General features: G+C 54.3%; 24 protein-coding genes and 1 riboswitch. Of the genes, 13 read left to right on the top strand and 11 right to left on the bottom strand.

Features of this window, described 5'->3' with window-relative positions:
- Window positions 1–71: 71 nt before the first annotated feature.
- The 6 genes from uca to LQK91_RS13900 form a co-directional block, all read right to left on the bottom strand.
- The gene (uca, locus tag LQK91_RS13925; protein WP_105099729.1) at window positions 72–3,677 is read right to left on the bottom strand and encodes an urea carboxylase; all 3,606 of its coding nucleotides are present in this window, start codon (window positions 3,675–3,677) and stop codon (window positions 72–74) included.
- 112 nt (window positions 3,678–3,789) lie between these two features.
- The gene (locus LQK91_RS13920) at window positions 3,790–4,425 is read right to left on the bottom strand and encodes an urea amidolyase associated protein UAAP2 (RefSeq protein WP_105099730.1); all 636 of its coding nucleotides are present in this window, start codon (window positions 4,423–4,425) and stop codon (window positions 3,790–3,792) included.
- 10 nt (window positions 4,426–4,435) lie between these two features.
- The gene (locus LQK91_RS13915) at window positions 4,436–5,164 is read right to left on the bottom strand and encodes an urea amidolyase associated protein UAAP1 (RefSeq protein ID WP_105099731.1); all 729 of its coding nucleotides are present in this window, start codon (window positions 5,162–5,164) and stop codon (window positions 4,436–4,438) included.
- Window positions 5,161–5,946, bottom strand: a complete 786-nt coding sequence (locus LQK91_RS13910; protein ID WP_105099732.1) for an ABC transporter ATP-binding protein — start codon at window positions 5,944–5,946, stop codon at window positions 5,161–5,163. Before LQK91_RS13910 ends, LQK91_RS13915 begins: the two co-directional genes overlap by 4 nt.
- Window positions 5,943–6,758: an ABC transporter permease gene (locus tag LQK91_RS13905; RefSeq protein ID WP_003855145.1), complete on the bottom strand. Its 816-nt coding sequence runs from the start codon at window positions 6,756–6,758 to the stop codon at window positions 5,943–5,945. Before LQK91_RS13905 ends, LQK91_RS13910 begins: the two co-directional genes overlap by 4 nt.
- A 24-nt stretch (window positions 6,759–6,782) precedes the next feature.
- Window positions 6,783–7,838 carry a putative urea ABC transporter substrate-binding protein gene (locus tag LQK91_RS13900; protein ID WP_105099733.1) on the bottom strand — a complete coding sequence of 352 codons (1,056 nt, stop codon included), beginning with the start codon at window positions 7,836–7,838 and terminating at the stop codon, window positions 6,783–6,785.
- 60 nt (window positions 7,839–7,898) lie between these two features.
- Window positions 7,899–7,997, bottom strand: a riboswitch (guanidine-I (ykkC/yxkD leader).
- A gap of 286 nt (window positions 7,998–8,283) precedes the next feature.
- Here LQK91_RS13900 and LQK91_RS13895 point away from each other — a divergent pair.
- Entirely contained in the window at window positions 8,284–9,333 is a 1,050-nt protein-coding gene (locus LQK91_RS13895; RefSeq protein ID WP_105099734.1) for an ABC transporter substrate-binding protein, read from the top strand.
- Window positions 9,333–10,019, top strand: coding sequence for a molybdate ABC transporter substrate-binding protein (locus LQK91_RS13890; protein WP_105099735.1), 687 nt, complete (start codon window positions 9,333–9,335; stop codon window positions 10,017–10,019). The genes LQK91_RS13895 and LQK91_RS13890 overlap by 1 nt, the downstream gene beginning before the upstream one ends.
- Before the next feature lie 134 nt (window positions 10,020–10,153).
- Here the strand turns inward: LQK91_RS13890 and LQK91_RS13885 are convergent, their stop codons facing one another.
- The gene (locus LQK91_RS13885; RefSeq protein WP_003855134.1) at window positions 10,154–10,537 is read right to left on the bottom strand and encodes a cupin domain-containing protein; all 384 of its coding nucleotides are present in this window, start codon (window positions 10,535–10,537) and stop codon (window positions 10,154–10,156) included.
- Window positions 10,538–10,808: 271 nt separating this feature from the next.
- Between LQK91_RS13885 and LQK91_RS13880 the strand changes: the two genes are divergently transcribed.
- Window positions 10,809–11,606: a MetQ/NlpA family ABC transporter substrate-binding protein gene (locus LQK91_RS13880; RefSeq protein WP_003855132.1), complete on the top strand. Its 798-nt coding sequence runs from the start codon at window positions 10,809–10,811 to the stop codon at window positions 11,604–11,606.
- Window positions 11,607–11,746: 140 nt separating this feature from the next.
- Here LQK91_RS13880 and LQK91_RS13875 read toward each other — a convergent pair whose 3' ends face one another.
- Entirely contained in the window at window positions 11,747–12,454 is a 708-nt protein-coding gene (locus tag LQK91_RS13875) for a phage antirepressor KilAC domain-containing protein (protein ID WP_008924668.1), read from the bottom strand.
- A gap of 388 nt (window positions 12,455–12,842) precedes the next feature.
- On the opposite strand from LQK91_RS13875, the gene LQK91_RS13870 reads away from it, so the two are divergent.
- Together LQK91_RS13870 and LQK91_RS13865 are read left to right on the top strand one after the other, a co-directional pair.
- Window positions 12,843–13,277 carry a 6,7-dimethyl-8-ribityllumazine synthase gene (locus LQK91_RS13870; protein ID WP_008924667.1) on the top strand — a complete coding sequence of 145 codons (435 nt, stop codon included), beginning with the start codon at window positions 12,843–12,845 and terminating at the stop codon, window positions 13,275–13,277.
- Window positions 13,278–13,328: 51 nt separating this feature from the next.
- Window positions 13,329–13,802 (top strand): DUF1348 family protein, encoded by a 474-nt coding sequence (locus LQK91_RS13865; protein ID WP_105099736.1) that lies wholly within the window; start codon window positions 13,329–13,331, stop codon window positions 13,800–13,802.
- A gap of 44 nt (window positions 13,803–13,846) precedes the next feature.
- Here LQK91_RS13865 and LQK91_RS13860 read toward each other — a convergent pair whose 3' ends face one another.
- Together LQK91_RS13860 and LQK91_RS13855 are read right to left on the bottom strand one after the other, a co-directional pair.
- A complete protein-coding gene (locus LQK91_RS13860; protein WP_105099737.1) occupies window positions 13,847–14,242 on the bottom strand; it encodes a hypothetical protein in 396 nt (131 codons plus the stop codon).
- A gap of 85 nt (window positions 14,243–14,327) precedes the next feature.
- Window positions 14,328–14,555 carry a hypothetical protein gene (locus LQK91_RS13855; RefSeq protein WP_146257622.1) on the bottom strand — a complete coding sequence of 76 codons (228 nt, stop codon included), beginning with the start codon at window positions 14,553–14,555 and terminating at the stop codon, window positions 14,328–14,330.
- Window positions 14,556–14,599: 44 nt separating this feature from the next.
- On the opposite strand from LQK91_RS13855, the gene LQK91_RS13850 reads away from it, so the two are divergent.
- The 3 genes from LQK91_RS13850 to LQK91_RS13840 all read left to right on the top strand — a co-directional run bounded on the left by LQK91_RS13850 (window position 14,600) and on the right by LQK91_RS13840 (window position 17,622).
- Complete coding sequence (locus tag LQK91_RS13850; protein WP_105099738.1) at window positions 14,600–15,370, top strand: transcriptional regulator; 771 nt, start codon at window positions 14,600–14,602, stop codon at window positions 15,368–15,370.
- A 121-nt stretch (window positions 15,371–15,491) separates the two neighbouring features.
- Window positions 15,492–15,881: a DUF1090 domain-containing protein gene (locus tag LQK91_RS13845; RefSeq protein ID WP_105099739.1), complete on the top strand. Its 390-nt coding sequence runs from the start codon at window positions 15,492–15,494 to the stop codon at window positions 15,879–15,881.
- A 466-nt stretch (window positions 15,882–16,347) separates the two neighbouring features.
- Window positions 16,348–17,622 carry a Glu/Leu/Phe/Val family dehydrogenase gene (locus tag LQK91_RS13840; RefSeq protein ID WP_003855119.1) on the top strand — a complete coding sequence of 425 codons (1,275 nt, stop codon included), beginning with the start codon at window positions 16,348–16,350 and terminating at the stop codon, window positions 17,620–17,622.
- A gap of 42 nt (window positions 17,623–17,664) precedes the next feature.
- On the opposite strand, the gene LQK91_RS13835 is transcribed toward LQK91_RS13840, so the two are convergent.
- Window positions 17,665–18,834, bottom strand: a complete 1,170-nt coding sequence (locus LQK91_RS13835) for an ROK family transcriptional regulator (RefSeq protein WP_033763325.1) — start codon at window positions 18,832–18,834, stop codon at window positions 17,665–17,667.
- A gap of 296 nt (window positions 18,835–19,130) precedes the next feature.
- On the opposite strand from LQK91_RS13835, the gene LQK91_RS13830 reads away from it, so the two are divergent.
- From LQK91_RS13830 to LQK91_RS13810, 5 genes are read left to right on the top strand one after another with little or no spacing between them, the layout of a single operon-like run.
- Window positions 19,131–20,378 carry an extracellular solute-binding protein gene (locus LQK91_RS13830; RefSeq protein ID WP_105099740.1) on the top strand — a complete coding sequence of 416 codons (1,248 nt, stop codon included), beginning with the start codon at window positions 19,131–19,133 and terminating at the stop codon, window positions 20,376–20,378.
- A 9-nt stretch (window positions 20,379–20,387) separates the two neighbouring features.
- Window positions 20,388–21,296, top strand: coding sequence for a carbohydrate ABC transporter permease (locus LQK91_RS13825; protein ID WP_105099741.1), 909 nt, complete (start codon window positions 20,388–20,390; stop codon window positions 21,294–21,296).
- Window positions 21,286–22,125 (top strand): carbohydrate ABC transporter permease, encoded by an 840-nt coding sequence (locus LQK91_RS13820; RefSeq protein WP_105099742.1) that lies wholly within the window; start codon window positions 21,286–21,288, stop codon window positions 22,123–22,125. The genes LQK91_RS13825 and LQK91_RS13820 overlap by 11 nt, the downstream gene beginning before the upstream one ends.
- 2 nt (window positions 22,126–22,127) lie before the next feature.
- Window positions 22,128–23,075 (top strand): carbohydrate kinase family protein, encoded by a 948-nt coding sequence (locus tag LQK91_RS13815; RefSeq protein WP_105099743.1) that lies wholly within the window; start codon window positions 22,128–22,130, stop codon window positions 23,073–23,075.
- 2 nt (window positions 23,076–23,077) lie between these two features.
- Entirely contained in the window at window positions 23,078–24,160 is a 1,083-nt protein-coding gene (locus tag LQK91_RS13810) for an ABC transporter ATP-binding protein (protein ID WP_105099744.1), read from the top strand.
- Window positions 24,161–24,185 lie beyond the last annotated feature (25 nt).

Here is a 24,185-nt window from a genome sequence, read left to right as displayed (position 1 = left end):
CGCCAGAGGTAACCGCCGGCGGGCGCAGGATAGGATTGTCACACCTTTATGTCACTACGCTATAAGCATTGTTACGCATTGTCCTCAGTGATGACTGCCACGCGCTGCCCTGCACGGACTGCGCTGCCTGGCTGTACGCTGACCTGCTGAACAATACCGTCGCACGGGGCCAGAAGCGGGATCTCCATCTTCATCGACTCCAGCACGACCAGGATATCCCCTTCCCGAACCCTGCTGCCCGCCGTCGCCTGTACCTGCCATAAATTGCCGGATACCGGGCTTTCAACCCCCTGCTCACCCGGCTGCAGCGGTGCATCGCCGCCTTCATCCGCCACCGTTTCCTGACTGTCGAAATGCGCCTGGCCGCTGGCTATCCAGCGATCCCGTTCAGCATTGAATGCGTTTTGCTGATGATCGCGAAACTCGCCGATACTCTCCGCTTCACGCATGAGGAAGTCCTGATACTCCGCCAGCCGCAGCGTGCTGTGCTCAATACGCAGCGGATAACGACCAAGTGGAAAATCGCGGCGAATCTGCAACAGTTCCTCCGCAGAGACCGGATAAAAATGGATCTGATCAAAGAAGCGCAATAGCCAGGGTTTGCCACCGAAATCGGCGACTTCATGATAGCGATTCCACATCTGCAGTGTGCGCCCCACAAACTGATAACCGCCCGGCCCCTCCATGCCATACACACACAGGTACGCGCCGCCGATGCCAACCGAGTTTTCCGCCGTCCAGGTGCGGGCCGGATTATATTTCGTCGTCACCAGACGATGGCGAGGATCCAGTGGTGTGGCGACTGGCGCACCCAGATAGACATCCCCCAGTCCCATCACCAGATAGCTGGCGTCAAACACCGTGTTCCAGACAGCCTGCTCATCCGGCAGATCGTTTATCCGGCGGATAAACTCAAGATTACTCGGGCACCATGGCGCGTCCGGGCGCACGGTAGTCATATATTTTTCGATGGCTTTCTGACAGGCCGGGTCGTCCCAGGAGAGCGGCAGATGCACCACGCGTGTGGGCACCTGCAGGTCATCACTCATGCAGACCGTCTCCCACTCACCCCGCACCCACGTCAGCAGTACGTCAAGCGTGAGCGTTTCCGGCTGGAAGTGGATTTGCAACGAGCGGATCCCTGGCGTGATATCAATAATGCCCGTACGGGATTGCGCTTCCAGCGCCTGCATTAATGCATGAATGCGAAAACGCAGCACCAGATCCAGCTCAGGCTCGCCGGCCTCCAGCAGCAGATGCGTATCGCCAGAGAGACGCGCCACCAGACGTTTATCCGCTTCGCCGCAGGTCATTACGATGGGCGACGTCAGCGGCGCAGGCTGCCACGCTGTCTCGTGTGGCTTAAGCGTTGCGAGCTCGCTGAGACGGCTCTGGGCCAATCGACGTGCTGTCGGGATATCCACGGCTACAAACTGCACTTTGTCACCGGCTTTGAGCTGTCCCAGTTGCCACAGATCCGCTTCGATGACCGTCACCGGACAGACAAACCCGCCGAGACTCGGGCCATCCGGCCCCAGGATTACCGGCATATCGCCGGTAAAATCGACTGCGCCGATGGCGTAAGGGTTGTCATGAATATTCGAGGGATGCAGCCCTGCCTCGCCGCCGCTGTCGCGGGTCCAGATCGGCTTTGGCCCAATCAGACGTACGCCGGTGCGGCTTGAGTTAAAGTGCACTTCCCATTCTGTGGCAAAGAAGGTCGCGATATAATCCGGTGCATAGAACTCCGGTGCACCGTGAGGGCCATAAATGACACGCAGTGTGCGTACTTTGGCGAGATCTGTGCGCAGTGCAGCGGGCAGTTCTGCGCCGTCTGGGATTGCGGCTTGCGGAGCCAGATGCAGCACGTCGCCGCTACGCAGCGCACGTCCTGCGTGTCCGCCAAACTGGCCCAGAGTAAAGGTGCTTTTGCTGCCCAGATAGTCAGGCACCTGAATGCCACCACGCAGGCAGAGATAGCTTCTGACGCCCGCGGCTCTCATCGCGCCCAGCTTCAGGGTTGAGCCAGCCGGGATAGTAAATACAGAGTCCATCGCCTGTTCAACACCATCCAGCGTAACACTCAGCGATGCGCCACAAATCACCGCCTGAATCTCTGTATTAAATTTCAGTGTGGGTCCGTTGAGGGTGATCTCCAGCGCGGCGTCCCCCTCGGCATTGCCCAGTAGTCGGTTGCCGAGACGCAGAGCACGATCATCCATCGGTCCAGACGGCGGCACACCGACCGCCCAGTATCCCAGACGTCCGGGATAATCCTGAACACTGGTCTGGGTTCCGGCACTCAGCACTTCAACCGTTGCCGCCTGATAGCTGAGTTGCTCCAGGCAGCGGGTCCAGGGTTCCCCCGCTGTGAAGGGAGAAAAAGCTAAAATCTGTAACAGATAGAGGCGGTTGGTTTCAACGCCATAGAGACGGGTTTCCGAGAGTGCCTGTGCCAGGGTCGCGATGGCTTCATCGCGTGTCGGTCGCCAGGCGATGGCTTTTGCCAGCATCGGGTCGAAGAATGGCGGAACTTCGCACCCCGCCTCCACCCAGCGGTCAATGCGCAGGGTTTTACCGTCTGCCGCCGGAAAGGCGACCTCGGTTAACAGGCCAGGCGATGGCTGGAACTGGCGGCCCGGATCTTCCGCATAGATTCGTGCCTGAACGGCATGGCCCTGTGGATTCAGCGTGGCGGCTAAAGCAGTCAGTGAGGGGAGATCGCCCGCGGCCAGTTCAATCATCCACTTCACCAGATCAACGCCCCAGACCTGCTCTGTCACGCCATGTTCAACCTGCAGGCGCGTATTCACTTCGAGGAAATAGAACTGCTGCGCCGCGCTGTCATAAACAAACTCCACCGTGCCGGCGCTGCGGTAATTCACCGCTTTTCCCAGGGCGATGGCCGCTGAACACAAGGCCTCAGCCATGCCTGCGGGCAGATTCGGGGCTGGCGTCTCTTCAATCATTTTCTGATTACGTCGCTGAATCGAGCAGTCGCGGACGCCCAGCGCGATGACCTCGCCCTTGCCGTCACCGAAAATCTGCACTTCAAGATGCCGGGCACGTTCGATATATTTTTCGAGAAACACCCCGGCATCGCTGAAGTTGTTCTGGCCCAGCCGCTGCACCGTTTCAAACGCATCTGACAGCGCCTGCGCATCACGACAGACACGCATACCAATACCGCCGCCGCCCGCTGTGCTTTTGAGCATCACCGGATAGCCGACACTCTCTGCGGCATGATGCGCTTCGCTGACATCTGCCAGTAATTCACTGCCTTCCAGCAGCGGCACGCCTTCTGCTTTCGCCAGTGCGCGGGCGGTGTGCTTCAGGCCAAACGTCCGCAGCTGCTGAGGCGCAGGACCGACAAAAATCAGTCCCGCAGCTTCACACGCTTCGGCAAAGGCGGCGTTTTCTGACAGGAAACCGTAGCCAGGATGAATCGCTTTGGCCCCGCTCTGCTGCGCGGCGGCGATAATTTTATCCGTCATCAGATAAGTTTGTGCGGCAGGCCCCTCGCCCAGGCTCAGCGCCACATCGGCTTCGCGTATATGTAAACTGCTCAGGTCAGCTTCGGAGTAAACAGCAACGCCTTTCACCTGCATGGCACGCAGCGTGCGCAGAATACGACAGGCGATAGCACCGCGATTGGCAATCAGTAAGGTATCAAACATAAGCGAACTCTCAGGGATGCGGGTCGTCCCGCAACATTCGATATTCCCTGGGGCCGTCCCCGGGGCTGACCGGCTCAAAACGTGCGGCCGGCAACATGCTCAGCAGGCTGGCTTAGTTCCAGACCAGCACTTCTGCGGGTGTCGGGTTCCAGCCGTTGCAGGGGTTGTTCAGCTGCGGACAGTTAGAGATCAGCACCATCACGTTACACGCCGCCACCAGTTCAACGTATTTGCCGGGCGCAGATAACCCATCCTCAAACGTCAGGCCGCCTTCGGGTGTCACCGGAACGTTCATAAAAAAGTTGATGTTGGCGCCGATATCGCGCTTATGCAGACGACCATCGTGCAGGCAGGCGCAAAGGAAATTATCCCGACAGCTGTGCATATAGCGCTTATCCTGGGCATAGCGCACAGTGTTGCTCTCCTGCGAGCAGGCACCGCCGAGGGTATCGTGGCGACCACAGGTATCAGCAACGATCGTCAGCAGCGGATTACCCAGATTTGAATAGAGTACGCTGCCGGTAGTCAGATAGACTTTTCCCTGACGACGCAGAGTGCGCTGAGGATCGTAGCGTTCCCGCGGGTTATCAGTGTTATAGAAAAGAGTATCAATCGCCTGATTGCCTTCGAGATCGAGCAGGCGCAGCGTTTGCCCTTTTTTCACTTCAAACAACCACGGCTCGCCTGACGGGATCTCGTGGCGATAGACAGCATCTTCAGGACGACGATCAGAGTGGATTTGTGTCATCGCAGCCTCCTTACAGGGCAAAAAAATGGGTATTTTGAAATGCGCGCTGGTTTTCACCGCGAGTGACCATTGCTTTGCTCACAGTCTGTATATCGTCCGCCTGATACCAGCTCAGCTGGACCGGGCGCGGAAGATAGTCAGTGGCGGGATCCTGCGGATGTGGCAGCGCAGTCAGCACCATCAGCACGTCCATCGGCGCATAGAGTTCGACGAAGTCGCCTGCCTGGCTGTTGCGTGCGCTGAACCGAAAGCGGCCCTCTTCATCCACTGTGACCTTGCTGAAAAAGTTAACGACCATCAGCAGGTCTTCCAGGCCCAGATCCCATTTGCCCATTTCCACCAGCAGATTATCTGTACCGTTGCGATAGAAGCCGTTGCGCAATTCCTGGTAGCGGCCTGCTCCATACTTATTCTGTGTTTCCGCCGCGTTGAGTACGCCGCCAAACGGGTCGTGCCAGCCGCAGCTATCCGCGACGATCGCAGCCATCACACGTCCCATGTCTGAATAGAAACAGTGACCGGTGGTCAGGTGCGCGGTGTGCTGACCTTTCAGGGTATCGGGCAGATTCAGCCGTTCACTTTTCTCGTGCGGATTGAGCATCATCATGCTGACGTTCGCGCCGCCCTCGATGTCGGTCAGGCGCAGAATCTGCCCTTTACGCAGAATCAGCGAGGTATGCGCTCCGCCTGGCAGCAGCTCTTCGCGCAGGCTCGGGGCTGAATGAAAAAGTTCTGTCATTGAGCGATCTCCTTAAGGGGATAAATGTTGTTTTTGCTGCCGGTGGCCAACTGAGAGAGGCGCGTTTCATTGAGCGGGATGTCATAAGTGATACGCGCGCCCCATGCATTGGGGGCCTGTGGATCGATTCGCACTTTGTCGAACACCAGCAGCCTGGTACCCAGATTGAAGCCTTCGGCCAGATCGTGCGTGACCATAAACACCGTCATCCGGGTTTCGCTCCAGAGCTGCAGCAGCAGTGCATGCATATCTTTGCGAATGCCGGGATCCAGTGCGCCAAACGGCTCATCCAGCAGCAGCACGCGCGGCTGCATCACAAATGCCTGAGCAATCGCCAGTCGCTGCTGCATTCCGCCGGAAAGCTGAGCCGGATATTTATCCAGTGAATGGCCCAGACCGACTTTCTCCAGCATCTGTTTTGCCTGTTCACGGGCCTGACGTTTCCGTGCGCCAAAAAGCCGCCCGGTAAAAGGTGAAGCCGGAAGTTCGAGGCCAATGGCGACGTTATCCAGCACGTTGAGATGGGGGAAAACCGAATAGCGTTGAAACACCACGCCACGGCTGCGATCGGGCTCCGCGGAAAGCTGCTCGCCATCCAGCGTGATCGACCCTCGCGTTGGTTTTTCCTGACCAAGCAGCAGGCGTAAAAATGTCGACTTACCGCAGCCGGACGCGCCCACCAGCGAGCAGAACTCACCCTCTTTCACCTGCAGATTGATGCGTTCCAGCACCACGTGATCGCCATACTCCTGCCAGATATTTTTGATATCGATAAAACTCATTCCCGGCCTCCTTCCGCCCAGGGGAAACAGGCTTTGTGCAGCTGACGCAGCGCGAGATCCATTAACCACGCCAGCAGCGTGATCCAGATGACATACGGAATAATGACATCCATCGCCATATAACGGCGGACCAGGAAAATGCGGTATCCCAGCCCGGCGGTCGCGGAAATGGCCTCAGCGGAGATCAAAAAGAGCCACGCGGATCCCAGCAGCAGACGCAGTGAGGTGATCAGTCGTGATAAGAGTTGCGGCAGCACGACCCGCAGCACCACCGTCCAGCTGTTCGCCCCCAGGGTTTGTGCTTTAATAAACAGCTCCGCGGGGATTTCCCTGGCCCGGTGTTCCAGATCGCGCGCCAGCATGGGTGTAATGCCGATAACGATCAGCATTACTTTTGACAGCTCATCCAGCCCGAAGACGATAAACAACATCGGCAGCAGCGCCAGCGGCGGGATCATCGACACGACGGTCATGAACGGTGACAGCGCCGCGCGGGTCATCGGGAAAACGCCCGCCGCAATCCCGATGCAGAGACCAATGAGCGACGAGATCGCCAGGCCTGTCAGTAAACGACTTAAACTAATCCATGTATCCACCCACAGCAGATACTCCCCGCTGCGCTTGTCCGGGGTAAACGCCATCCGGTCTATGGCCGCAATCATCTGCGACAGGCCGGGCAGCAGTTTGTCCTGAGGATTCGCTTCCAGACGCACCGCCGAACTGATAAACCAGACGGCGATTAGCAATACAAAAGGTAACAGCATCAGCGTCAGGCGCATTCCCTGCCGGGGATAGCGGTTGATGTGGCGCATGGCAAAAACTCCTGATATCGATGATTACAGCTTGCCTGCGGCGGCCATCTTCAGATAGCTGTCGTCGAAGCGCAGTTTGATGTTTGCTGTATCACCGACGGTGATGCTGCCGGGGAAGCTCATGCCGATGAAGTCGGCACTTTGTGCGCCCTCGCCCAGTAATCCCTTATCAAAGGAGAATGCGGCGACGCGCTGCATGGTTTTCGCCAGATCGGGAGATGAGACAAATGTCTCGGTTTCGGCAGGCGTCCAGAACAGATGGGTGGTTTTCAGCTGCGCCTTGTATCCGGCGAGGTCAGTACCGGAATCGGCGGCCATTGCACTCAGCGCCTGCGTATCTCCAGACTGCATTTTCGCCATCATCTCAAACCAGGCGCCGGTCAGCGCCTTGCCTAGCGCGGGGTTGTCTTTCAGGGTGTCGGTATTGACCACCATCATGTCAATCAGTTCGCCTGCTACGGCCGAGGAGCTGAACACTTCAGTGGTTTGCGGGGTTTTCTTAATCACCGAGAGCTGCGGGTTCCAGGCCACGGCGGCTTTGACGTTGCTGGTGCCGAAAGCTGAGACGATATCCGCATCAGAGGTGTTCACAACTTTGACATCTTTCTCCTGCAGTCCGGCTTTTTCCAGCCCGCGAACCAGCAGGTAATGCGACACCGACAGCGCAGGAAGATAGACTGACATTCCTTTCAGATCGCTGAGTTTCTTATTTTCCCCTTTCAGCACCACACCGTCGTTGCCATCGGAATAGCTGCCGGTGATCAGCGCCGTCGAGTCAACGCCACCTGCCGCAGGAATGGTCAGCGCATCCATGTTCGTCATGGTGCAACCATCAAACTGTCCTGCGGTGTACTGGTTAATTGACTCGATATAATCGTTGAGCTGGGTGATATGAATTTTAATGCCATATTTGCTGGCCCATTTATCAATGATCTTCTCATTGCTGATGGTGCCCCACGGCATCCAGCCTGCGTAAATGGTCCAGCAGATGTTGAACTCTTTTTTGACTGCGGCGGAAGACGGCGCGCTGACCAGCAGCGCCACAGACATAACAAGCGTCAGGAGTGGTGATTTCTTCATGGTTGACCTCTGGTTGGCACAAAAAAACGGGAGCAGCGCAAGACACCAGATGGTGCCGCTGTCTCCCGGGCTTTTGTCCCGCCGTGTAACCTCGCAGAGGTCGCCAGCTCTCGGACCAGCCATTCACCTGCGTGAACCGGAACCCTAGCCAGCTATTTCAATCAATTGTGTCTGACGCTGCTTACTGCTAAGAGTCAGGCAAATGGCGTGCCAGAAATTAAATACTGAAATATCAGCAAAATAGACGAGAAAAAATCCATGAGGCACCGGGATGGTGAGCCAGTAACGGGCGTTGCACATAATCAGTGCTGAGGTGAAAGGCACAATAAAATTTTGACGTACGCCCTTTTGATTATTCCTGCAAAAGATGAGGTGTAACACAGACGGTGACGTCTGCTACGTATCGCTATATAATTCTCTGTATAACGATTTTCGAGGATAGTTAATGAAGCGCTTCTGGCAGGCATGCACACTGAGTTTACTTATACTCCTTCCACTCTCTTCCCATGCGTCACGCCAGATAATCGATCAGACTGGCCGTCAGGTCACGATTCCAGACCATGTTGATCGCGTCGTGGTGCTTCAGCATCAGACGCTGAATCTGCTGGTGCAGATGAACGCCACGGATAAAATTGTGGGTGTAATGGCGAACTGGAAGCAGCAGCTTGGCGATAGCTATGCCCGTCTGGCACCCGGGTTAAACCAGAAAACCACGCTGGGCGATCTGACGCATGTCGATCCCGAAAAACTGGTGGCGCTGCATCCGCAGGTGGTTTTTGTCACCAACTATGCGCCACATGAGATGATCGACAGCATTACTGCACTGGGCATTCCGGTGGTTGCTATCTCGCTGCGTCATGACCAGCCTGGTGAAAAGGCCAAAATGAATCCGACCCTCAGCGATGAGGAAATAGCCTATGACAAAGGGCTGCGGGAAGGTATTACGCTGATCGGCGAGATCATCAATAAACCTGAAGAAGCGAAAGCACTGATTGAGGCTACCGATCAGGGCCGCAAAATCGTCAGCGATCGCCTCCGGGATATTCCGGTGGATAAACGTATTCGCGCTTATATGGCTAATCCGGATCTCACCACCTACGGCTCCGGCAAGTATACCGGGCTGATGATGCTGCATGCTGGTGCGGTCAACGTCGCTGCGGCGACCGTAAAAGGTTTTAAAACCGTGTCTATGGAGCAGGTGATCGCCTGGAATCCACAGGTGATTTTTGTGCAGGATCGTTATCCTTCCGTCGTTAATGAAATCAACAGTTCACCGCAATGGCAGGCGATTGACGCAGTCAAACATCATCGCGTTTATTTAATGCCGGATTACGCCAAAGCCTGGGGCTATCCAATGCCTGAAGCGATGGGGCTCGGCGAATTGTGGATGGCAAAAAAACTCTATCCGCAGAAGTTTACAGATGTAAACATGAATAAGCTGGCTAACAGGTGGTATCAACGCTTCTATCGCACCACTTATCAGGGACCAGAGTGATGCGCGTACTGGCGGCGGGTAGCCTGAAAACGGTCTGGCCTGCAATGATGGCGTACTTCCCTCATCCTGTCGAAACCCACTTTGGTCCCGCCGGCTTGCTCCGCGAACGGATCGAGGCGGGTGAGCGCTGTGACCTCTTTGCTTCAGCCAGTGAGGAGCATCCACAGAGACTTCTGGCTGCCGGACGAGCACTGGCGCTGATGTCGTTTGCGACCAATAAGCTCTGCCTCACTGTGCGCAGTGATTGCATTCAGGCGGGGGATGACTGGTATCAGCTGCTCACCCGTGACTCGCTGCGAATCGCAACCTCTACGCCATTAGCCGATCCTTCAGGCGATTATGCTCAGGTTCTTTTTGCCCGGATGGGCCCGGTTGGAGAGGCCGTGCGCCAGCGCGCACAAACGGTGGTGGGCGGACGTGACTCAGCAGCCATTCCCGCAGGCAAGCTGCCGGCGGAGTGGATTATCCAGAGTGATCAGGCGGATCTGTTTATCGGCTACGCCAGCTATCGAAAAGCCCTGAGCCAGATTGCCGGCCTGCGGGTAATTGATATCCCCGAGGCTTTTAATCCTGTTGCGCGTTATGCCTGTGCCGTAATCACGTCTGAGGCAGGACAACTGGCTGCATTTTTAAGATCGGAACCGGCAAAAGCAGTACTTCGGGAAGCGGGGTTTGGTTGTGATTGAAAGACCCCTATTGTTCGCAACCTGGAGCCTTGTCACTTTCACTTCAGACGTGTAAGCAATCGCGAAGGCGAAATGGATTCGGTCTGCAGAGTGGCAGCACGGCAGTGTTTTACGTTGCCGTGCTGCTTCAGGATTTAAAATTCCGCTGGCTCACCCGGCAATGGCTCGGTTAACTCCTGCCCTTTTACACCCGCATAGGTAATCACCAGTTCAGCTGGCTCATTCAGGGTATAGCCCCGATGCGCACTATTAACCGTCTCATTGAGGGCTTCACCTGCATGGAAAGTCCGTTGCTCACCGCTCTCTTTATCTTCCACGATCAGTGTGCCGGAAAGAATAAACGCCGCATTTGGCATGGGATGGGTGTGCCAGGGCAATGACGTGTGGGCAGGCAGTGACAGCCGCATGACGGTCAGTTCTGGTTCGCCAGCAGGATAGGCTTCGATAACTTCACCGTTCCACGCCTGACTGCTGCGCATCACTTCAACTGCGTTAATCCCGCTATCTTGCTTTGACATGGTTAATCCCTGTTAATAATCAATAAAATGCCAGTTACGACCCATGCCTAAGCGTAGAAGAAAATCACATGGCTGCGTAATACGCGGGTACACAGAAGATTTCATCCAGCAAAATCAGTAATCCTGGCAACCCATTATTGAAAGGCAAGAAGCTGGTTAATTTATGTTCGAATTACGCGTTGTGGTTATAAGATATATTCCGGCGTCAGTACGCAACCTGTGATTTCTGTATTATCTTTGATTCCATCTACTACCTGAGGGATTTCTGATAATGAAAGGTCTGTTTACGGCATTACTTGCCAGTTCTGTTTTATTATTGTCCGCCTGCTCAAAAGATGACGATAACAAAGTTAAAGTCGCGATCAATACCGGCCCGGACGAAGCGATCTGGCAGGTGGTACAGCAGGTTGCTAAAGATAAATACAAACTTGATGTTGAAGTGCTTAACTTCAATGATTATGTGCTGCCAAATGAAGCGCTGAATAACAAAGAAGTCGATGCCAATGCGTTCCAGAGCCTGCCGTATCTTGAGTCTCAGTCTAAAGAGCGCGGCTATAAATTTGCTGTAGTCGGCAAGACATTCGTTTTCCCGATTGCGGCTTATTCGCACAAAATCAAAAACATCAGTGAACTACAGAATGGCGCCACGATCACCATTTCTAATGAAGCCACTACGCTGGGACGCAGCCTGCTGCTTCTGCAGGCGCAGGGCCTGATTAAACTGAAAGACGGAGTGGGATATTTACCGACTTCGCTGGATATCGTCGAAAACCCAAAAAATCTGAAGCTGGTTGAGGTGGACACGCCCCAGCTGACCCGCACGTTAGATGATCCCAATGTAAGCCTGTCGATTATCAATACTAACTTCTCGGCTCAGGCTGGATTATCAGCACACCGCGATGGCTTATTCATGGAGAGTGCCTCATCGCCTTACGTGAATGCACTGGTATCTCGTGAAGATAATAAAGACAGCGATAAAATTCAGAAGTTAAAGGCTGCGCTGCAGTCACCTGAAGTCGCGGCAAAAGCAGAAGAAGTTTATAAAGGTGATGCGATTAAAGGCTGGTAATTCATCCTGCAATCCATAACGTCGAAAAAGGCCGCACTCTGTCGCGGCCTTTTTTGTCTCTGTATTTCAAGCCAGGCTTCAGTTATCGGTACATTTTATATATTTGTCCCTCTGCTCCGCCTGCTAAATCAAAGGCGCGGTTATGCGGCTGCGCCTTTAAGTTGAGCAGAAAGATGACCTGCCCAAAGGCTGGCGACCCATTTCACCCCTTTCGACGTAAAGCGAGCCTGAGAGAACGCGTGCTGGTTTTCGCCCGTGCCGGAGTGCAGCGTAAAATAGCCCGCCTGAAGATGGTAGTGCTGCGGGGTAAGTGTTCCCCTGGCACGATACATGATGTTTCGCTCCAGCAGGAACTGGCGGAACGCGGGTTCTTTCACTTTTAACATTTTGCAGAGCTGACGAAAGCCAAGACTCTCATCAACCTCAACGAAATTATCGAAGAACGCTGCCTTGGGTGCTGAGAGAGCCAGTTGCTGCTCAGCCGCCTGACGCTGTTCGAATTGCTCGGCCCAGGCGCGAGCCGCTTCAGCCGGGTTAGTGAAGTCAGGCAGATGTGAGGTTTTTTCGCGATCCTGCCAGCGATCCAGCACCTCAGCTGTGAAGCCTGGCGACAGGCGTGCCACGGCCAGCAGCGAGTCTCGCTTGTTGAGACGGTACTCCTGACGCACTTCCCCTTCCCGCTCATATTCATTCACGCTAAGTGGCTGGGAGAGACGCGCGGCCGTCTCCAGACTTTTGATTAAACGCTTCACTTCTCCATGTGTGATACCGGTCATCTGAGCCAGCTCACGACTGCTCATTGTGACCGATTGTTCCAGAGACCTGAGGCTTTCAGTCGATATCATCATGGATTCACCCCTCACTATCGCTTCCAATACCCGGCGGGCAGTCCATTTATTATACAAATACCTGTTCGGATATCCAGTATTTTATTTAAGCAATTCCGTAACTGGAAGCGGTTACGCAGATCAGGCAATAAGAGGCGGGTGTTGAACGAATAAGTGCGATGGCGTTGAGATTGTCAGCGCGTTATCCGCCTTTGCTGCAGCATATGAGGGTAATTTTCCCTTTGGTTATTTACATATAATCACAATGGTGGACACAGAATCTTTACATTACAGTATAGTGATGATTGTCAGCAGGTTAGTTGCCTGCCAGACTCACTATTTTGATTCGGGGTGCAGGGGCGCAAGCTGGCTCGTTACCACTGGATGTTACCTATAAATGGAGAAAGTCATGCAGCCGTTGAAAGTCGCCTTTATTAAAGCCAACTGGCACAGCGAAATCGTTTCGCAGGTTCTGACAGGATTTGAACAGGAACTGGAGAGCCGTGGGACCTCATACGAAATGAAAACCTGGGATGTGCCAGGGGCTTTTGAAATGCCGTTACTGGCGCAACGCCTTGCGCAGACCGGCAATTTTGATGCCATTGTCTGTGCAGCACTGGTGGTAGATGGTGGCATCTATCGTCATGATTTTGTCGCCCAGGCGGTGGTCAGTGGTCTGATGCAGGCGCAGCTGGCCACCAATGTGCCGGTTTTCTCCGTTTCCCTGACGCCACACAATTTCCAGCCTTCTGCCGAGTTTATCGACTTCTATACACAGCACTTCGTGAAAAAAGGTCAGGAAGCGGCACGTGCTGTCTGCCAGATTCACGCTCTCGAACTCTGATCATCCCGAATAATGATGGGGCTGCTGCCTGCGCGATAAAAGGAAACGACATTGGAAAATTCACGTCCGCCTCTACCGCCCTTTACCCGGCCTGAACAGGCAATTGAAAAAGTCCGTCTGGCCGAGGATGGCTGGAACAGCCGTGATGCTGAGCGGGTCTCTCTGGCCTATTCAGCGGATAGCCAATGGCGTAATCGCGATACCTTCCTGACCGGCCGGGCAGAAATCGTCGCTTTCCTTCAGCAAAAATGGCAGCGGGAGCAGGAATATCGGCTGATTAAGGAGCTGTGGAGTTTTGACCAGAACCGGATTGCGGTTCGGTTTGCTTATGAATGGCATGACGAGCAGCGTCAGTGGTATCGCTCCTATGGCAACGAGAACTGGGCCTTTAACGAGCAGGGATTAATGATGCAGCGCTTTGCGAGCATCAACGATCTTAAAATCGATGAAAAACAGCGGCTGTTTCACTGGCCACAGGGGCGGCGTCCGGACGCTCACCCTTCGTTGAGTGAGCTCGGTTTATAGGGTGAACGTACCAGCGGAGAGCGCGGCTCTCCGCCGTCATCAAATCAGCCCTGCTCACCCTTATTTTCGACAAAGGTGGCTTTGCTGTTTGTGACCGTGTAGGCCACTTTTTTGACATCCTCAGGTGACGTGGTCACTTCTACAGGTGCGATTGTCACTCGACCCATACCAAACAGGGTTGGCACATAGCCGCCAATCTGGTGTTTTCCGGCAGGAACGTGCAGCAGCATGCTTTCGCCATTAGGTAATCTGCCGGCGTCTTTGCCATCTACGGTCAGGAACACACTGGAGCCATCATCTGCACGGGTCTTGATGTGTGAGACATCAATCTGCGTCGGACCAGCCGCAAATTCATCTGGCGCATCGCTGGCGGCATGTTTCGCACAACCAGTCAGTACAGCCGCAACCGTTACCACGGCGAGAGTAAAACGATAACGCATGGGACACTCTTTCTCCTGATCATCAGAACCCGCTATTTTAACGATTTGCCGGGTGGATGTAAGGGGTTAAGCAGTCAGCATGCTCTTAAAAAGGTAACAGGAGATCCGTTCCCGGTATATTTGCGTAAAGAATCTTTACTGAATAAATACACAGTTCTTTTTTACCGGTCATGGACACTTTTAACTCTCTGATCATCATGAATTTACCGTCAGAATAATTACGAATAAGCGAAGCGTCACGCGGCTTTCTCGCCGATTTTACACGGCTTTTCCCTGTTAATTCGCTGTTATAAGGTTCATAGTAGCTACTCATCCCCGGTTCAATACGGCGGCCTTTCCCTCAACAGAGGGCACGATATGCATTCTTTTACGACCGATACTATTTGCGCATTAACGGGTACGCATCCGGCTAATCTTAAGCGCTGGATTAAACAGGGTTTACTGACGGCGCAGCAGAATCCCGACATCTGGAACGATGATCATCTCAGCGAAATCTATGCCTTAGTGGGATTAACCGCTACTGGCGCGACGCCTGAAGAGATCAGAGAGGGACAGCTGGCCGCATCAACGGTCACGACCTATGGCTGGGCAGCGCGTAAAGGCGACATGCTCTGGCAGCTTGAATTTGGCACACCCTTGTCGCTTGCCCGTCAGATGCACAACATGTCCAGCAACTACAGTGGTGATGATTTTATCATCAATCTTTTGCGACCTCTGAGCGTCTGGCTTCATGCCGATCAGCGTCAGGGTGCATCGCGACGCCTGGCGCGTTTTGAGCAATCTGTGCAGCAGCAGGCGGATAAAGTGATGCGCCTCTCATCGCGAAATAAATCATCAGTCCCTTTATTTCTTGAAGCGGTGAGTGTTCTGGATAAGACTGAAATCTGGCTCGAAGCGATTCGTCTTACTGCCATGGGCTTTAATGTCGAGGTGGATTCACATGCAAGTGGAGAACCTGCACTTAAGTCCGAGCTTTACCAGCATCATGTCATGTGGTGTGGTGCCGGGATTTCTCAGGAAATGCAGGATTACTTTGAACAGCAACATCAGAATGGTCACCCGGTAATGCTCAGCGGCCCGGATCGTAATCTGCATTACTTCCACTCTTCTGCATCATCAGCTGCCTGAAGCAGGCAGCCCTCCATTTCCCTTTTTTTCTTCCACCGCCGGTAAATTTTTTTTCGTTAAGAATCTCATAAGCTGGCTCTGTATACTGGTGCCACGATTCTGACTCATTGACGAGACGATAATGAAAAAGACCTTACTGACCTTCTGCCTCTATCTGTTACCACTTAGTTTGACTGTGGCTCATGCGGCCACGGCCCTGACAGGGTGTGCCGCCAAAAAGCAGACGATCGAAACTCAGCTCTCGATTGCACGCCAGCACAATAATACTCATCAGGTTGCTGGCCTTGAAAAAGCCCTGCGCGAAGTCGATCAGCACTGTAGCGAAAGCAGCCTGTCAAAGGAACGCCACGAAAAAGTGATAGAGAAAAAGCGCGAAGTACTGGAACGGGAACAGGAACTGGCAAAAGCAAAAGCAGAAGGACGCAGCGCCAGCAAGATCCAGAAGCGTGAAGATAAACTGGCCGAAGCGCGTCAGGAACTGAATGAAGCTGAACAGGCCCTGAGCCGTTAACCATCTTTTGGGTCAGGCCTTTTACTGGCCCGCTATTTTTGTCTTTTCTGCACGACTCCCTCCCTCTTTTCTAAATCACTGATTAGCCAGCGCTATTAGCGCATGACTCATTACTTTATGTAATCCTTTGATTACTTATTCTCATGCACTTAATTGGTGCAACAAAGTCAACACAGATGCGATCAATTATTTAACTTTTTGAGCACCCTCAAAGAATTGAAAGATAGCGATATTTCCCGCCCTATGCATTGAATACGCACTTAAGCCGCATCATTATTCGCATTAAGCCATTAACTATAACTAATCTATGCACTCGGGTTGCCCCAAAACAGGGCGTCGCTGCACGTCAGCATGCCTGGCACCGCATCTTATTTGTTTCAGGAGTGTTAGATTATGTCCGCGCAATACACTGCGTTTAACGTCCACGGCTCCACACAATAAATAACTTCATTAAGAAAGGTTTTTTATGGATAAGTTATCTTATGCGTCTGAAAGTAGCACATCTGCCTGGTCCACCTATCTGCAACAAATCGACCGGGTTGCGCCTTATCTGGGCGATCTTTCACGTTGGATAGATACTTTGCGTCATCCAAAACGTGCGTTGATTGTTGATATTCCTCTCCAGATGGATGATGGCTCAATTCGCCACTTCGAAGGCTATCGCGTTCAGCACAACCTGTCGCGCGGGCCAGGTAAAGGCGGTATTCGCTACCATCCGGACGTCGACCTTAATGAAGTCATGGCCCTTTCCGCCTGGATGACCATCAAGTGTGCGGCAGTTAACCTGCCCTATGGTGGTGCCAAAGGGGGTATTCGCGTTGATCCTTTCAAACTGTCCGATGGCGAACTTGAACGACTGACCCGCCGTTATACCAGCGAGATCGGCATTATCATCGGCCCGCAGAAAGATATTCCGGCACCAGATGTTGGCACCAACAGCAAAGTGATGGCATGGATGATGGATACCTACTCCATGAACCATGGCACAACGATCACCGGCGTCGTCACGGGTAAACCTATTCATCTGGGCGGTTCACTGGGACGTGAAAAAGCTACCGGTCGCGGCGTATTCATTACCGGACGCGAAGTGGCGCGTCGTGCCGGTATCGAAATTGAAGGCGCGCGCGTTGCGGTTCAGGGCTTTGGTAACGTGGGTAGCGAAGCAGCACGCCTGTTTGAAGAGGCCGGCGCACGCGTGGTCGTGATTCAGGATCATACCGCCACGCTGTTTAACGCCGATGGTATCAATATGGCCGCACTGACTGAATGGCAGATCGCCAATAAGCAGATTGCCGGCTTCCCTGGCGCTCAGAACATTGATAAAGAGGCGTTCTGGACCACCGGGATGGATATCCTGATTCCGGCCGCACTGGAAGGACAGATTACCCGCGAGCGTGCTGAAGTCCTGAGTTGCAAAATCGTGCTGGAAGGGGCAAACGGACCAACTTATCCGGATGCCGATGACATGCTGGCAACGCGCGGCATTATCGTGGTACCGGATGTGGTCTGTAACGCGGGTGGCGTAACGGTCAGCTACTTTGAATGGGTGCAGGACATGGCGAGCTTCTTCTGGAGCGAAGATGAGATCAATCGTCGCTCAGATAAAATCATGACGGAAGCGATGGTTCACGTCTGGGAGAAGTCGAAGGAGAAAGATTGCTCGCTCCGCACCGCAGCCTATATCGTGGCGTGTGAGCGCATTCTGATGGCGCGTAAAGATCGCGGTATCTATCCAGGTTGATACGAAAGGCGCTGTTGCCAGCAACAGCGCCTTTTTCCTTGCCTACTTCATCAGCACCTGAAACTGCGGGTTAAATTCATCGAAAATCGGCAAGGCTGCAGCACCCAGCGCAGCGGTATCGCTGCCGGTCATACCAATCTTTAGCCGCATATCAAACAGATAACGACCTCGCACCGACTGATAAAGCGGTGGCAATCGTTTTATCATCTGCTCCAGCAAGGGCGCAGGCATCATCCCACCAATTATTACCGCTTCAGCATCAAACACCGACTCCAGAATATTGATCGCCTGACGCAACGGCGTCATTACACTCTCAATCCAGGCAGTAAAGCGCGCGGGTTCAATCTGCAACAAATCTTCTGGTAACGCTCGCATCGGATCGAGGCCGCAGAATTCATACGCTGCCTGCAATGAGACATACCGCTCCAGACAGCCCTGATTGCCGCAGTAACAGTCCCGACCGCCCGGCTCCACCACGATGTGTCCGATCTCGCCCGCATTTTGAGCGTGGCCGGTATAGATATGGCCATCGGTGAAGATGCCTGCACCCAGACCGGTGCCGATGTAGAGATAGATAAAGGAATTAAGATGCCGCGCCGTGCCGTGAAAGCGCTCGCCGATAGCGGCCACCGTGGCGTCATTTTCCAGCGTGACCGGTAATCCGCTGATAGTGGCGAGCTCCGCCTCGATATCGACCTGCTCCCAGCCGTTCAGTGTCGTGGGGCCTGTTGATGAAATCCCCTCCACGCCAAAAGGCCCCGGCATCACCACGCCAATACCCAGCACTTTTTGCCATTGTGTGCCAAGGAAAGCGCGCATCTCTTCCAGCACGCTGGCAATGCACGCCAGAGTGGCAGCAGGCTGTGGCTTTTGCACCATAAGGAGGCGGCGGAAATGCACTTCGCCGCTAAGATCGACCAGCACCAGTAATAGTGTCTGATGATCAAGATGAATACCGATCGACCACGCACTGGTGGGATTGAGCGTGACCGGAATCGAAGGCTGACCACGGCCGCTGCGGCGCGGCTGTCGGCTGGTCAGCAGCTCGGCCTGCTCAAGCTCCGCTACGATATTCGAGACAGTCTGCGGCGTCAGCGCTGTCATGCGAGCCAGTTCTGCGCGGGTCAGCTCACCGTGAAGTCGAATGGCTTCAATCACCACACGTCGGTTGTGCGCCCGCGCATGTTCAAGGTTGGTACCCGAGGTTTTCATGTTGTTTTCCATTACAGCGGGGCCTGACAGTATTGGTCCCCAGTGTCATTCGGGCAAACAATATCTTTGATGCTGCACGCAATTTCTGCACATCAGAATAGGCAATTTTGCCATAAAAGCGCAGTCTGAGTGTTAGCGTTGTTACGGCTTTGTTGCACAGATCTTCACCACTGTGGCATGCCGTTTGCTTAACTCCTGACAGGTCAGTTTATATGCTGACCAAATTACGCCCCCGATTAAATCAATCAAATTGATTTAATTAACCAACAGCCTGTTGCTGCATAGTGGAGAAGACCATGTCACAGCATTATACCCCCAAACTGAAAGCCGGTTTTGCTGCCTTACTGATGTTAAGCGCAGGCAGCGCGGCGGCGGCCAGCCAGATCAATGCCCTGTTTATGACTCAGGCGGCTTACAGCGAAAACGATATCCGTGCCATGACGCAAAATTTTCAGAAGCAGCATCCGGATGTCACTGTCAATCTGGAGTTTGTTCCTTACGAAGCGCTGCACGATAAAATCGTGGCAGCGCGCGGTGCAGGCGGTAATGGCTATGATGTGGTGCTCTTTGATGCCATCTGGCCAGCAGAGTTCGCCCGATTTGACCTGCTGCAGGATGTCAGCGCACGCATTACGACAGAGGAAAAAGAGAAGGTCTTTCCGGGCGCGATGAACACGGTGGTTTACAAGGGTAAGACGCTGGGTATGCCGTGGATTCTGGATACCAAATACCTTTACTACAACAAAGCGATGCTGGCTAAAGCGGGCATCACCACCCCGCCGCAGACCTGGCAGCAGGTGCTGGATGACGCGAAGATCATCAAAGATAAGAAGATCGTCAACTATCCGCTGGTCTGGAGCTGGTCTCAGGCTGAAGCACTGGTGTGTGACTACACCACGCTGGTGTCAGGCTTTGGTGGAAAGTTCTATCAGAACGGCAAGCTCGACTTCTCCAGTCCTGCCTCGCTTAAGGCGCTGAACCTGATGAAAAGTTCGCTCGATGATGGGCTGAGTAATCCAGCATCCCGTGAATATCTGGAAGAAGATGTGCGTAAATCGTTCTCTAATGGCGATGCGGCTTTCGCGCTGAACTGGACCTACATGTACAACATGGCGAACGATCCTAAGCAGAGCAAAGTGGCGGGCGATGTTGGCATTATGCCAGCGCCGGGCGATGCGCCTGGAAAAGTGGGCGCAGTGAACGGCTCAATGGGACTGGGTATCACCAAAGGCAGTACGCATGCCAATGAGGCGTGGCAGTACATTCAGTACATGACCTCACAGCCTGTCCAGAATCAGTATGCCAAGCTCAGCCTGCCGATCTGGAAATCTTCTTATCAGGATGAGGCGGTGAAAAAGGATCAGGAGAGCCTGATTGCCGCAGCGGATAAATCATTAAACGTGATGCTGTCACGTCCTGAGACTGCTGATTATTCTCGTCTGTCCAATCAGCTGCAGCAGCAGTTACAACAGGTCTTGCTGGGAAAAACCCCGGCGCAGGACGCGATGGCAACGATTGATAAAAGCGCTGCCCGGCTGCGTTAAGGAGTCATGATGCTGAGTTTGCGTCAACGCGAACAGCGTCAGGCATGGGTGCTGCTTGCACCCATGCTGCTGGTGATGCTGTTGTTAACCGCCTGGCCTCTGCTGCGCACTATCTGGCTGAGCTTTACTGATGCTGCGCTGATTGGCAGCGGTGAGTCACCCGCCTGGATTGGCCTGGAAAACTATCTCTATGCGCTTAGCGATCCCGACTTTCGGGCGTCGATCTGGCGCACGCTCTACTTCACTGTTGTATCCGTCACCTTCGAAGGCATCATCGGTGTGCTGGTCGCGCTGCTTTTGAATCAGAAATTCATCGGGCGCAACGTGCTGCGGGTGTTGGTAATTCTGCCATGGGCGCTACCGACCATTGTCAATGCCATGATGTGGCGGCTGAACTTTAACCCTGATTACGGCAGCATCAACGCCCTGCTCAGTCAGCTCGGTATTATTGATGGCTATCGCAGCTGGCTTGGCTCGCCGGATGCGGCACTCAACGCGGTAATGTTCGCGGATATCTGGAAAAACTATCCACTGGTCACGCTACTGGTGCTGGCGGCACTGCAATCGATCCCTGAGGATCTGTTTGAAGCGGCACGGCTGGATGGCGCATCCGCCTGGCGTCGTTTCCGGGCGATTACCTTCCCGGCAATTGTTGCCCCGCTTGGCGTTGCACTGGTATTACGCACCATCGATGCTTTTAAAATCTTCGACATCATCTATGTCATGACCCGCGGCGGCCCGGTGGACAGCACCAAAACCTTAAGCTTTTTCGTCTATCAGGAGTCGTTCAGCTATCTGCGTGCTGGCAGTGGTGCGGCCTACGCAATATTGATGACCCTGATGTGCGCCCTGCTTATTACGCTTTACCTGCTGATGTTATGGCATCAGCGTCGCCGGAGTTCCGCTTATGAAAACTAAACTGCGGGGTATGCTGCGTTATATGGCTGCGCTGCTGGTCGCCATCAGCATTGTGGCGCCAATGGGCTGGCTGTTTTTAATGAGCGTCAGTTCTGCCAGTGATCTTTCACGCGTTCCGCTGGAGTGGCTGCCGCGTCAGTGGGATTTCAGCCGCTATCAGGGACTGGTTTCACTGGCACCAAACCAGCCGGGCAACATTTTTCTGCATGCACTCGGCAACAGTTTGCTGGTAGCAACGGTGGCAACGGCGATTTCGTTGCTGCTGGCAATACCGGCGGCATTCAGTTTCTCACGCTACAGCGGACGTGATGCCTGGCTCTCCGGTGCACTGGCGATCTATATGGTGCCGCCGGTGGCGTTTGTTCTGCCGCTCTACTTTCTGCTGCAACAGCTGGGGTTGCTCAACACACGTCCCGGTCTGGTGATGGTCTACTGCTCGCTAATCCTGCCGTTTCTGACCTGGATGCTGAAGAACCAGTTTGACTCGCTGCCGCGTGATATCGAACAGGCAGCGCGTCTGGATGGTCTGCGCTTCTGGCAGGTTCTGCTACGCATCACACTGCCGCTGGCGAAACCAGTGCTCGGTGCCGCAGCACTGTTTGGCTGGCTGCTGGCCTGGGATGAGTTTTTCTACGCGCTGCTGTTCACCAGCAACATTTCAGCACAGACACTGCCAGTCGCGATTGCCGGTTTCACCGCCGGACGTGCGACCGATGATGGCCTGATCGCGGCGATTGGTATTCTGGCTTCGGTGCCGCCACTGTTTATTGCCATCTGGTTGCAGAAAACGCTGGTCAGCGGTCTCACCAGCGGTGGAAGTAAGGGATAATTATGGATAAGACCATTGCGTCCACACTTTATGTGGTGGGCAACATTAATGTCGATTTAATCATGGGTACGCTCGGCGACTGGCCGGCACGCGGTACGGAAGTGATGCTGCAGCACAGTGCGTTACGTCCCGGTGGCTCAGCGGGTAATTGTGCGCTGGCGCTGGAGGCAATGCAGGTGCCGCATCGGGCTATTGCCAATCAGGGTGACGATGGCTTCAGTCACTGGCTCGCCAGCCATTTTCCCCACAGCGCCGCACACTGGCCACGTTACGCCTGTGAGACCTCGCTCACGGTGGGCATAACCCATCCTGATCACGAACGTTCGTTTTTGAGCAATCACGGTCATATTACCGTGCTCACCGCTGACGATGTGCTGGCGCAGTTACCCCAGCAGGCGACGCAGGGCGATATTGTGCTGCTGTGTGGCACCTTTCTCTGTCATGAACTTTATCGCCGCTATCCGACGTTGCTGGCCGCGCTACAGCACCGGGGCTTTTGTGTCGCCGTGGATACCGGCTGGCCGCCTGCGGGCTGGAGTGATGAGCTTCGCCTGGAAATGGGTAACTGGTTGCCTGACTGTGACTGGCTGTTGCTGAATGAAGTGGAAGCGTTGGGTCTGGCGGGCGCAGACCTGCTGGAACAGAGCGGTAAACGGCTGGCGGCTCAGCTCAGTGGTTGCGGTGGTTGCGTGATTAAGTGTGGCGCAGAGGGCGCGCGTCTCTGGTCTGCGGCCTCGGTGCAATTTGCCGCCGGTCAGCCGGTAACGGTAGTCGATACCATTGGGGCCGGTGACAGTTTTAATGCCGGTTTTCTGACTGCACTGCTTTACCGCCAGTCATCGCATACCGCGCTGCGCTGGGGCATTGAAGTGGCCTCACAAGCCATAAGCAGCTCTCCGCGCCGCTATCCCAGCTGGCAACAACTCCAACTATCAAATGAGGTGCGCTGAACATGGCCAGTGTTGAACTTGTACAGGTGGCGAAGCGTTATGGTAAACAGAGCGTGCTGCACCCGCTGGATTTAACCATTCCTGATGGCAGTTTTACTGTTCTGGTCGGCCCCTCCGGCTGCGGAAAATCGACGTTGCTGCGGCTGCTTGCCGGGCTTGATACCGTCTCTGATGGGGCGATTATGCTGGATAAAAAGCGGATTAACGATCTCGATCCTGCCGACCGGGATATCGCCATGGTATTCCAGAGCTATGCGCTCTATCCGCACCTCACCGTTGCAGAGAATCTGGCGTTTCACATGCAGGTAAAAAAGGTGAAGCGCGAGGAGCAGAAAAGCAAAATCGCCCGCATCGCCGGCATTCTCGGCATCGACCAGCTCTTACAGCGTTATCCACGGGCCTTGTCCGGCGGACAGCGGCAGCGTGTAGCGATGGGACGAGCCATGGTCCGCAACCCACAGGTATTTCTGTTCGATGAGCCGCTCTCGAACCTGGATGCCCAGTTACGTATGGAGCTTCGTGCCGAAATTAAATCCCTCCATCAGCGCTTCAACACCACGATGGTTTACGTTACCCACGATCAGGTCGAGGCGATGACGCTGGCGGATCAGATTGTGGTAATGAAAGAGGGCGTGATTGTGCAACAGGGCGCGCCGCTGGCGATTTATGATCGGCCGGTTAACACGTTTGTGGCGCGGTTTATCGGTTCGCCGCCAATGAACCTGATGGATGCCTGCTTCCAGTCACGGGATGGCCTGCCTGGTGTTTGCTGTGGTAAGCAGTGGCTGCCATTGCCGCCTCGCTGGCACCGTGCCGCGCAGCAGCAGGCCGGCCAGCCGGTTACGCTGGGCGTGCGCCCTCACGATCTGATTTTTGATGCCAGCGGACAACCCGCTGCGGTAAATATTGTGGAGATCACGGGTGAATCAACGCTGTTGCATCTGAACTGGCAGGGTTTCCCGCTGCATATGCAGTTGAGCGGTCGTAGTGACGCCATGCCTGGCGGTACGCTAGCGGTCACCGTAAACCCGGAAAAAATGCACCTGTTTGATGCCAGCAGCGGTGAGCGGCTGACGGAGCAATGATTAATCTGAAGTCAGTAGTGAATGC

This window comes from Pantoea sp. MHSD4, assembly GCF_021043305.1.
In the GTDB taxonomy this organism is placed as follows: domain Bacteria; phylum Pseudomonadota; class Gammaproteobacteria; order Enterobacterales; family Enterobacteriaceae; genus Pantoea; species Pantoea eucalypti.
This window is presented reverse-complemented; position numbering and strand designations above follow the sequence as displayed.

What these genes read in the sequence shown, in the direction of transcription:
- LQK91_RS13885 (WP_003855134.1), bottom strand. Translation starts at nt 10,537, where the DNA reads ATGTCAAAGCAAGATAGCGGGATTAACGCAGTTGAAGTGATGCGCAGC.
- LQK91_RS13905 (WP_003855145.1), bottom strand. Translation starts at nt 6,758, where the DNA reads ATGCGCCACATCAACCGCTATCCCCGGCAGGGAATGCGCCTGACGCTG.
- LQK91_RS13820 (WP_105099742.1), top strand. Translation starts at nt 21,286, where the DNA reads ATGAAAACTAAACTGCGGGGTATGCTGCGTTATATGGCTGCGCTGCTG.
- LQK91_RS13825 (WP_105099741.1), top strand. Translation starts at nt 20,388, where the DNA reads ATGCTGAGTTTGCGTCAACGCGAACAGCGTCAGGCATGGGTGCTGCTT.
- LQK91_RS13870 (WP_008924667.1), top strand. Translation starts at nt 12,843, where the DNA reads ATGCAGCCGTTGAAAGTCGCCTTTATTAAAGCCAACTGGCACAGCGAA.
- LQK91_RS13880 (WP_003855132.1), top strand. Translation starts at nt 10,809, where the DNA reads ATGAAAGGTCTGTTTACGGCATTACTTGCCAGTTCTGTTTTATTATTG.
- LQK91_RS13895 (WP_105099734.1), top strand. Translation starts at nt 8,284, where the DNA reads ATGAAGCGCTTCTGGCAGGCATGCACACTGAGTTTACTTATACTCCTT.
- LQK91_RS13835 (WP_033763325.1), bottom strand. Translation starts at nt 18,834, where the DNA reads ATGAAAACCTCGGGTACCAACCTTGAACATGCGCGGGCGCACAACCGA.
- LQK91_RS13920 (WP_105099730.1), bottom strand. Translation starts at nt 4,425, where the DNA reads ATGACACAAATCCACTCTGATCGTCGTCCTGAAGATGCTGTCTATCGC.
- LQK91_RS13915 (WP_105099731.1), bottom strand. Translation starts at nt 5,164, where the DNA reads ATGACAGAACTTTTTCATTCAGCCCCGAGCCTGCGCGAAGAGCTGCTG.
- LQK91_RS13900 (WP_105099733.1), bottom strand. Translation starts at nt 7,838, where the DNA reads ATGAAGAAATCACCACTCCTGACGCTTGTTATGTCTGTGGCGCTGCTG.
- LQK91_RS13850 (WP_105099738.1), top strand. Translation starts at nt 14,600, where the DNA reads ATGCATTCTTTTACGACCGATACTATTTGCGCATTAACGGGTACGCAT.
- uca (WP_105099729.1), bottom strand. Translation starts at nt 3,677, where the DNA reads ATGTTTGATACCTTACTGATTGCCAATCGCGGTGCTATCGCCTGTCGT.
- LQK91_RS13875 (WP_008924668.1), bottom strand. Translation starts at nt 12,454, where the DNA reads ATGATGATATCGACTGAAAGCCTCAGGTCTCTGGAACAATCGGTCACA.
- LQK91_RS13830 (WP_105099740.1), top strand. Translation starts at nt 19,131, where the DNA reads ATGTCACAGCATTATACCCCCAAACTGAAAGCCGGTTTTGCTGCCTTA.
- LQK91_RS13855 (WP_146257622.1), bottom strand. Translation starts at nt 14,555, where the DNA reads ATGAGTAGCTACTATGAACCTTATAACAGCGAATTAACAGGGAAAAGC.
- LQK91_RS13910 (WP_105099732.1), bottom strand. Translation starts at nt 5,946, where the DNA reads ATGAGTTTTATCGATATCAAAAATATCTGGCAGGAGTATGGCGATCAC.
- LQK91_RS13860 (WP_105099737.1), bottom strand. Translation starts at nt 14,242, where the DNA reads ATGCGTTATCGTTTTACTCTCGCCGTGGTAACGGTTGCGGCTGTACTG.
- LQK91_RS13840 (WP_003855119.1), top strand. Translation starts at nt 16,348, where the DNA reads ATGGATAAGTTATCTTATGCGTCTGAAAGTAGCACATCTGCCTGGTCC.
- LQK91_RS13810 (WP_105099744.1), top strand. Translation starts at nt 23,078, where the DNA reads ATGGCCAGTGTTGAACTTGTACAGGTGGCGAAGCGTTATGGTAAACAG.
- LQK91_RS13815 (WP_105099743.1), top strand. Translation starts at nt 22,128, where the DNA reads ATGGATAAGACCATTGCGTCCACACTTTATGTGGTGGGCAACATTAAT.
- LQK91_RS13890 (WP_105099735.1), top strand. Translation starts at nt 9,333, where the DNA reads ATGCGCGTACTGGCGGCGGGTAGCCTGAAAACGGTCTGGCCTGCAATG.
- LQK91_RS13845 (WP_105099739.1), top strand. Translation starts at nt 15,492, where the DNA reads ATGAAAAAGACCTTACTGACCTTCTGCCTCTATCTGTTACCACTTAGT.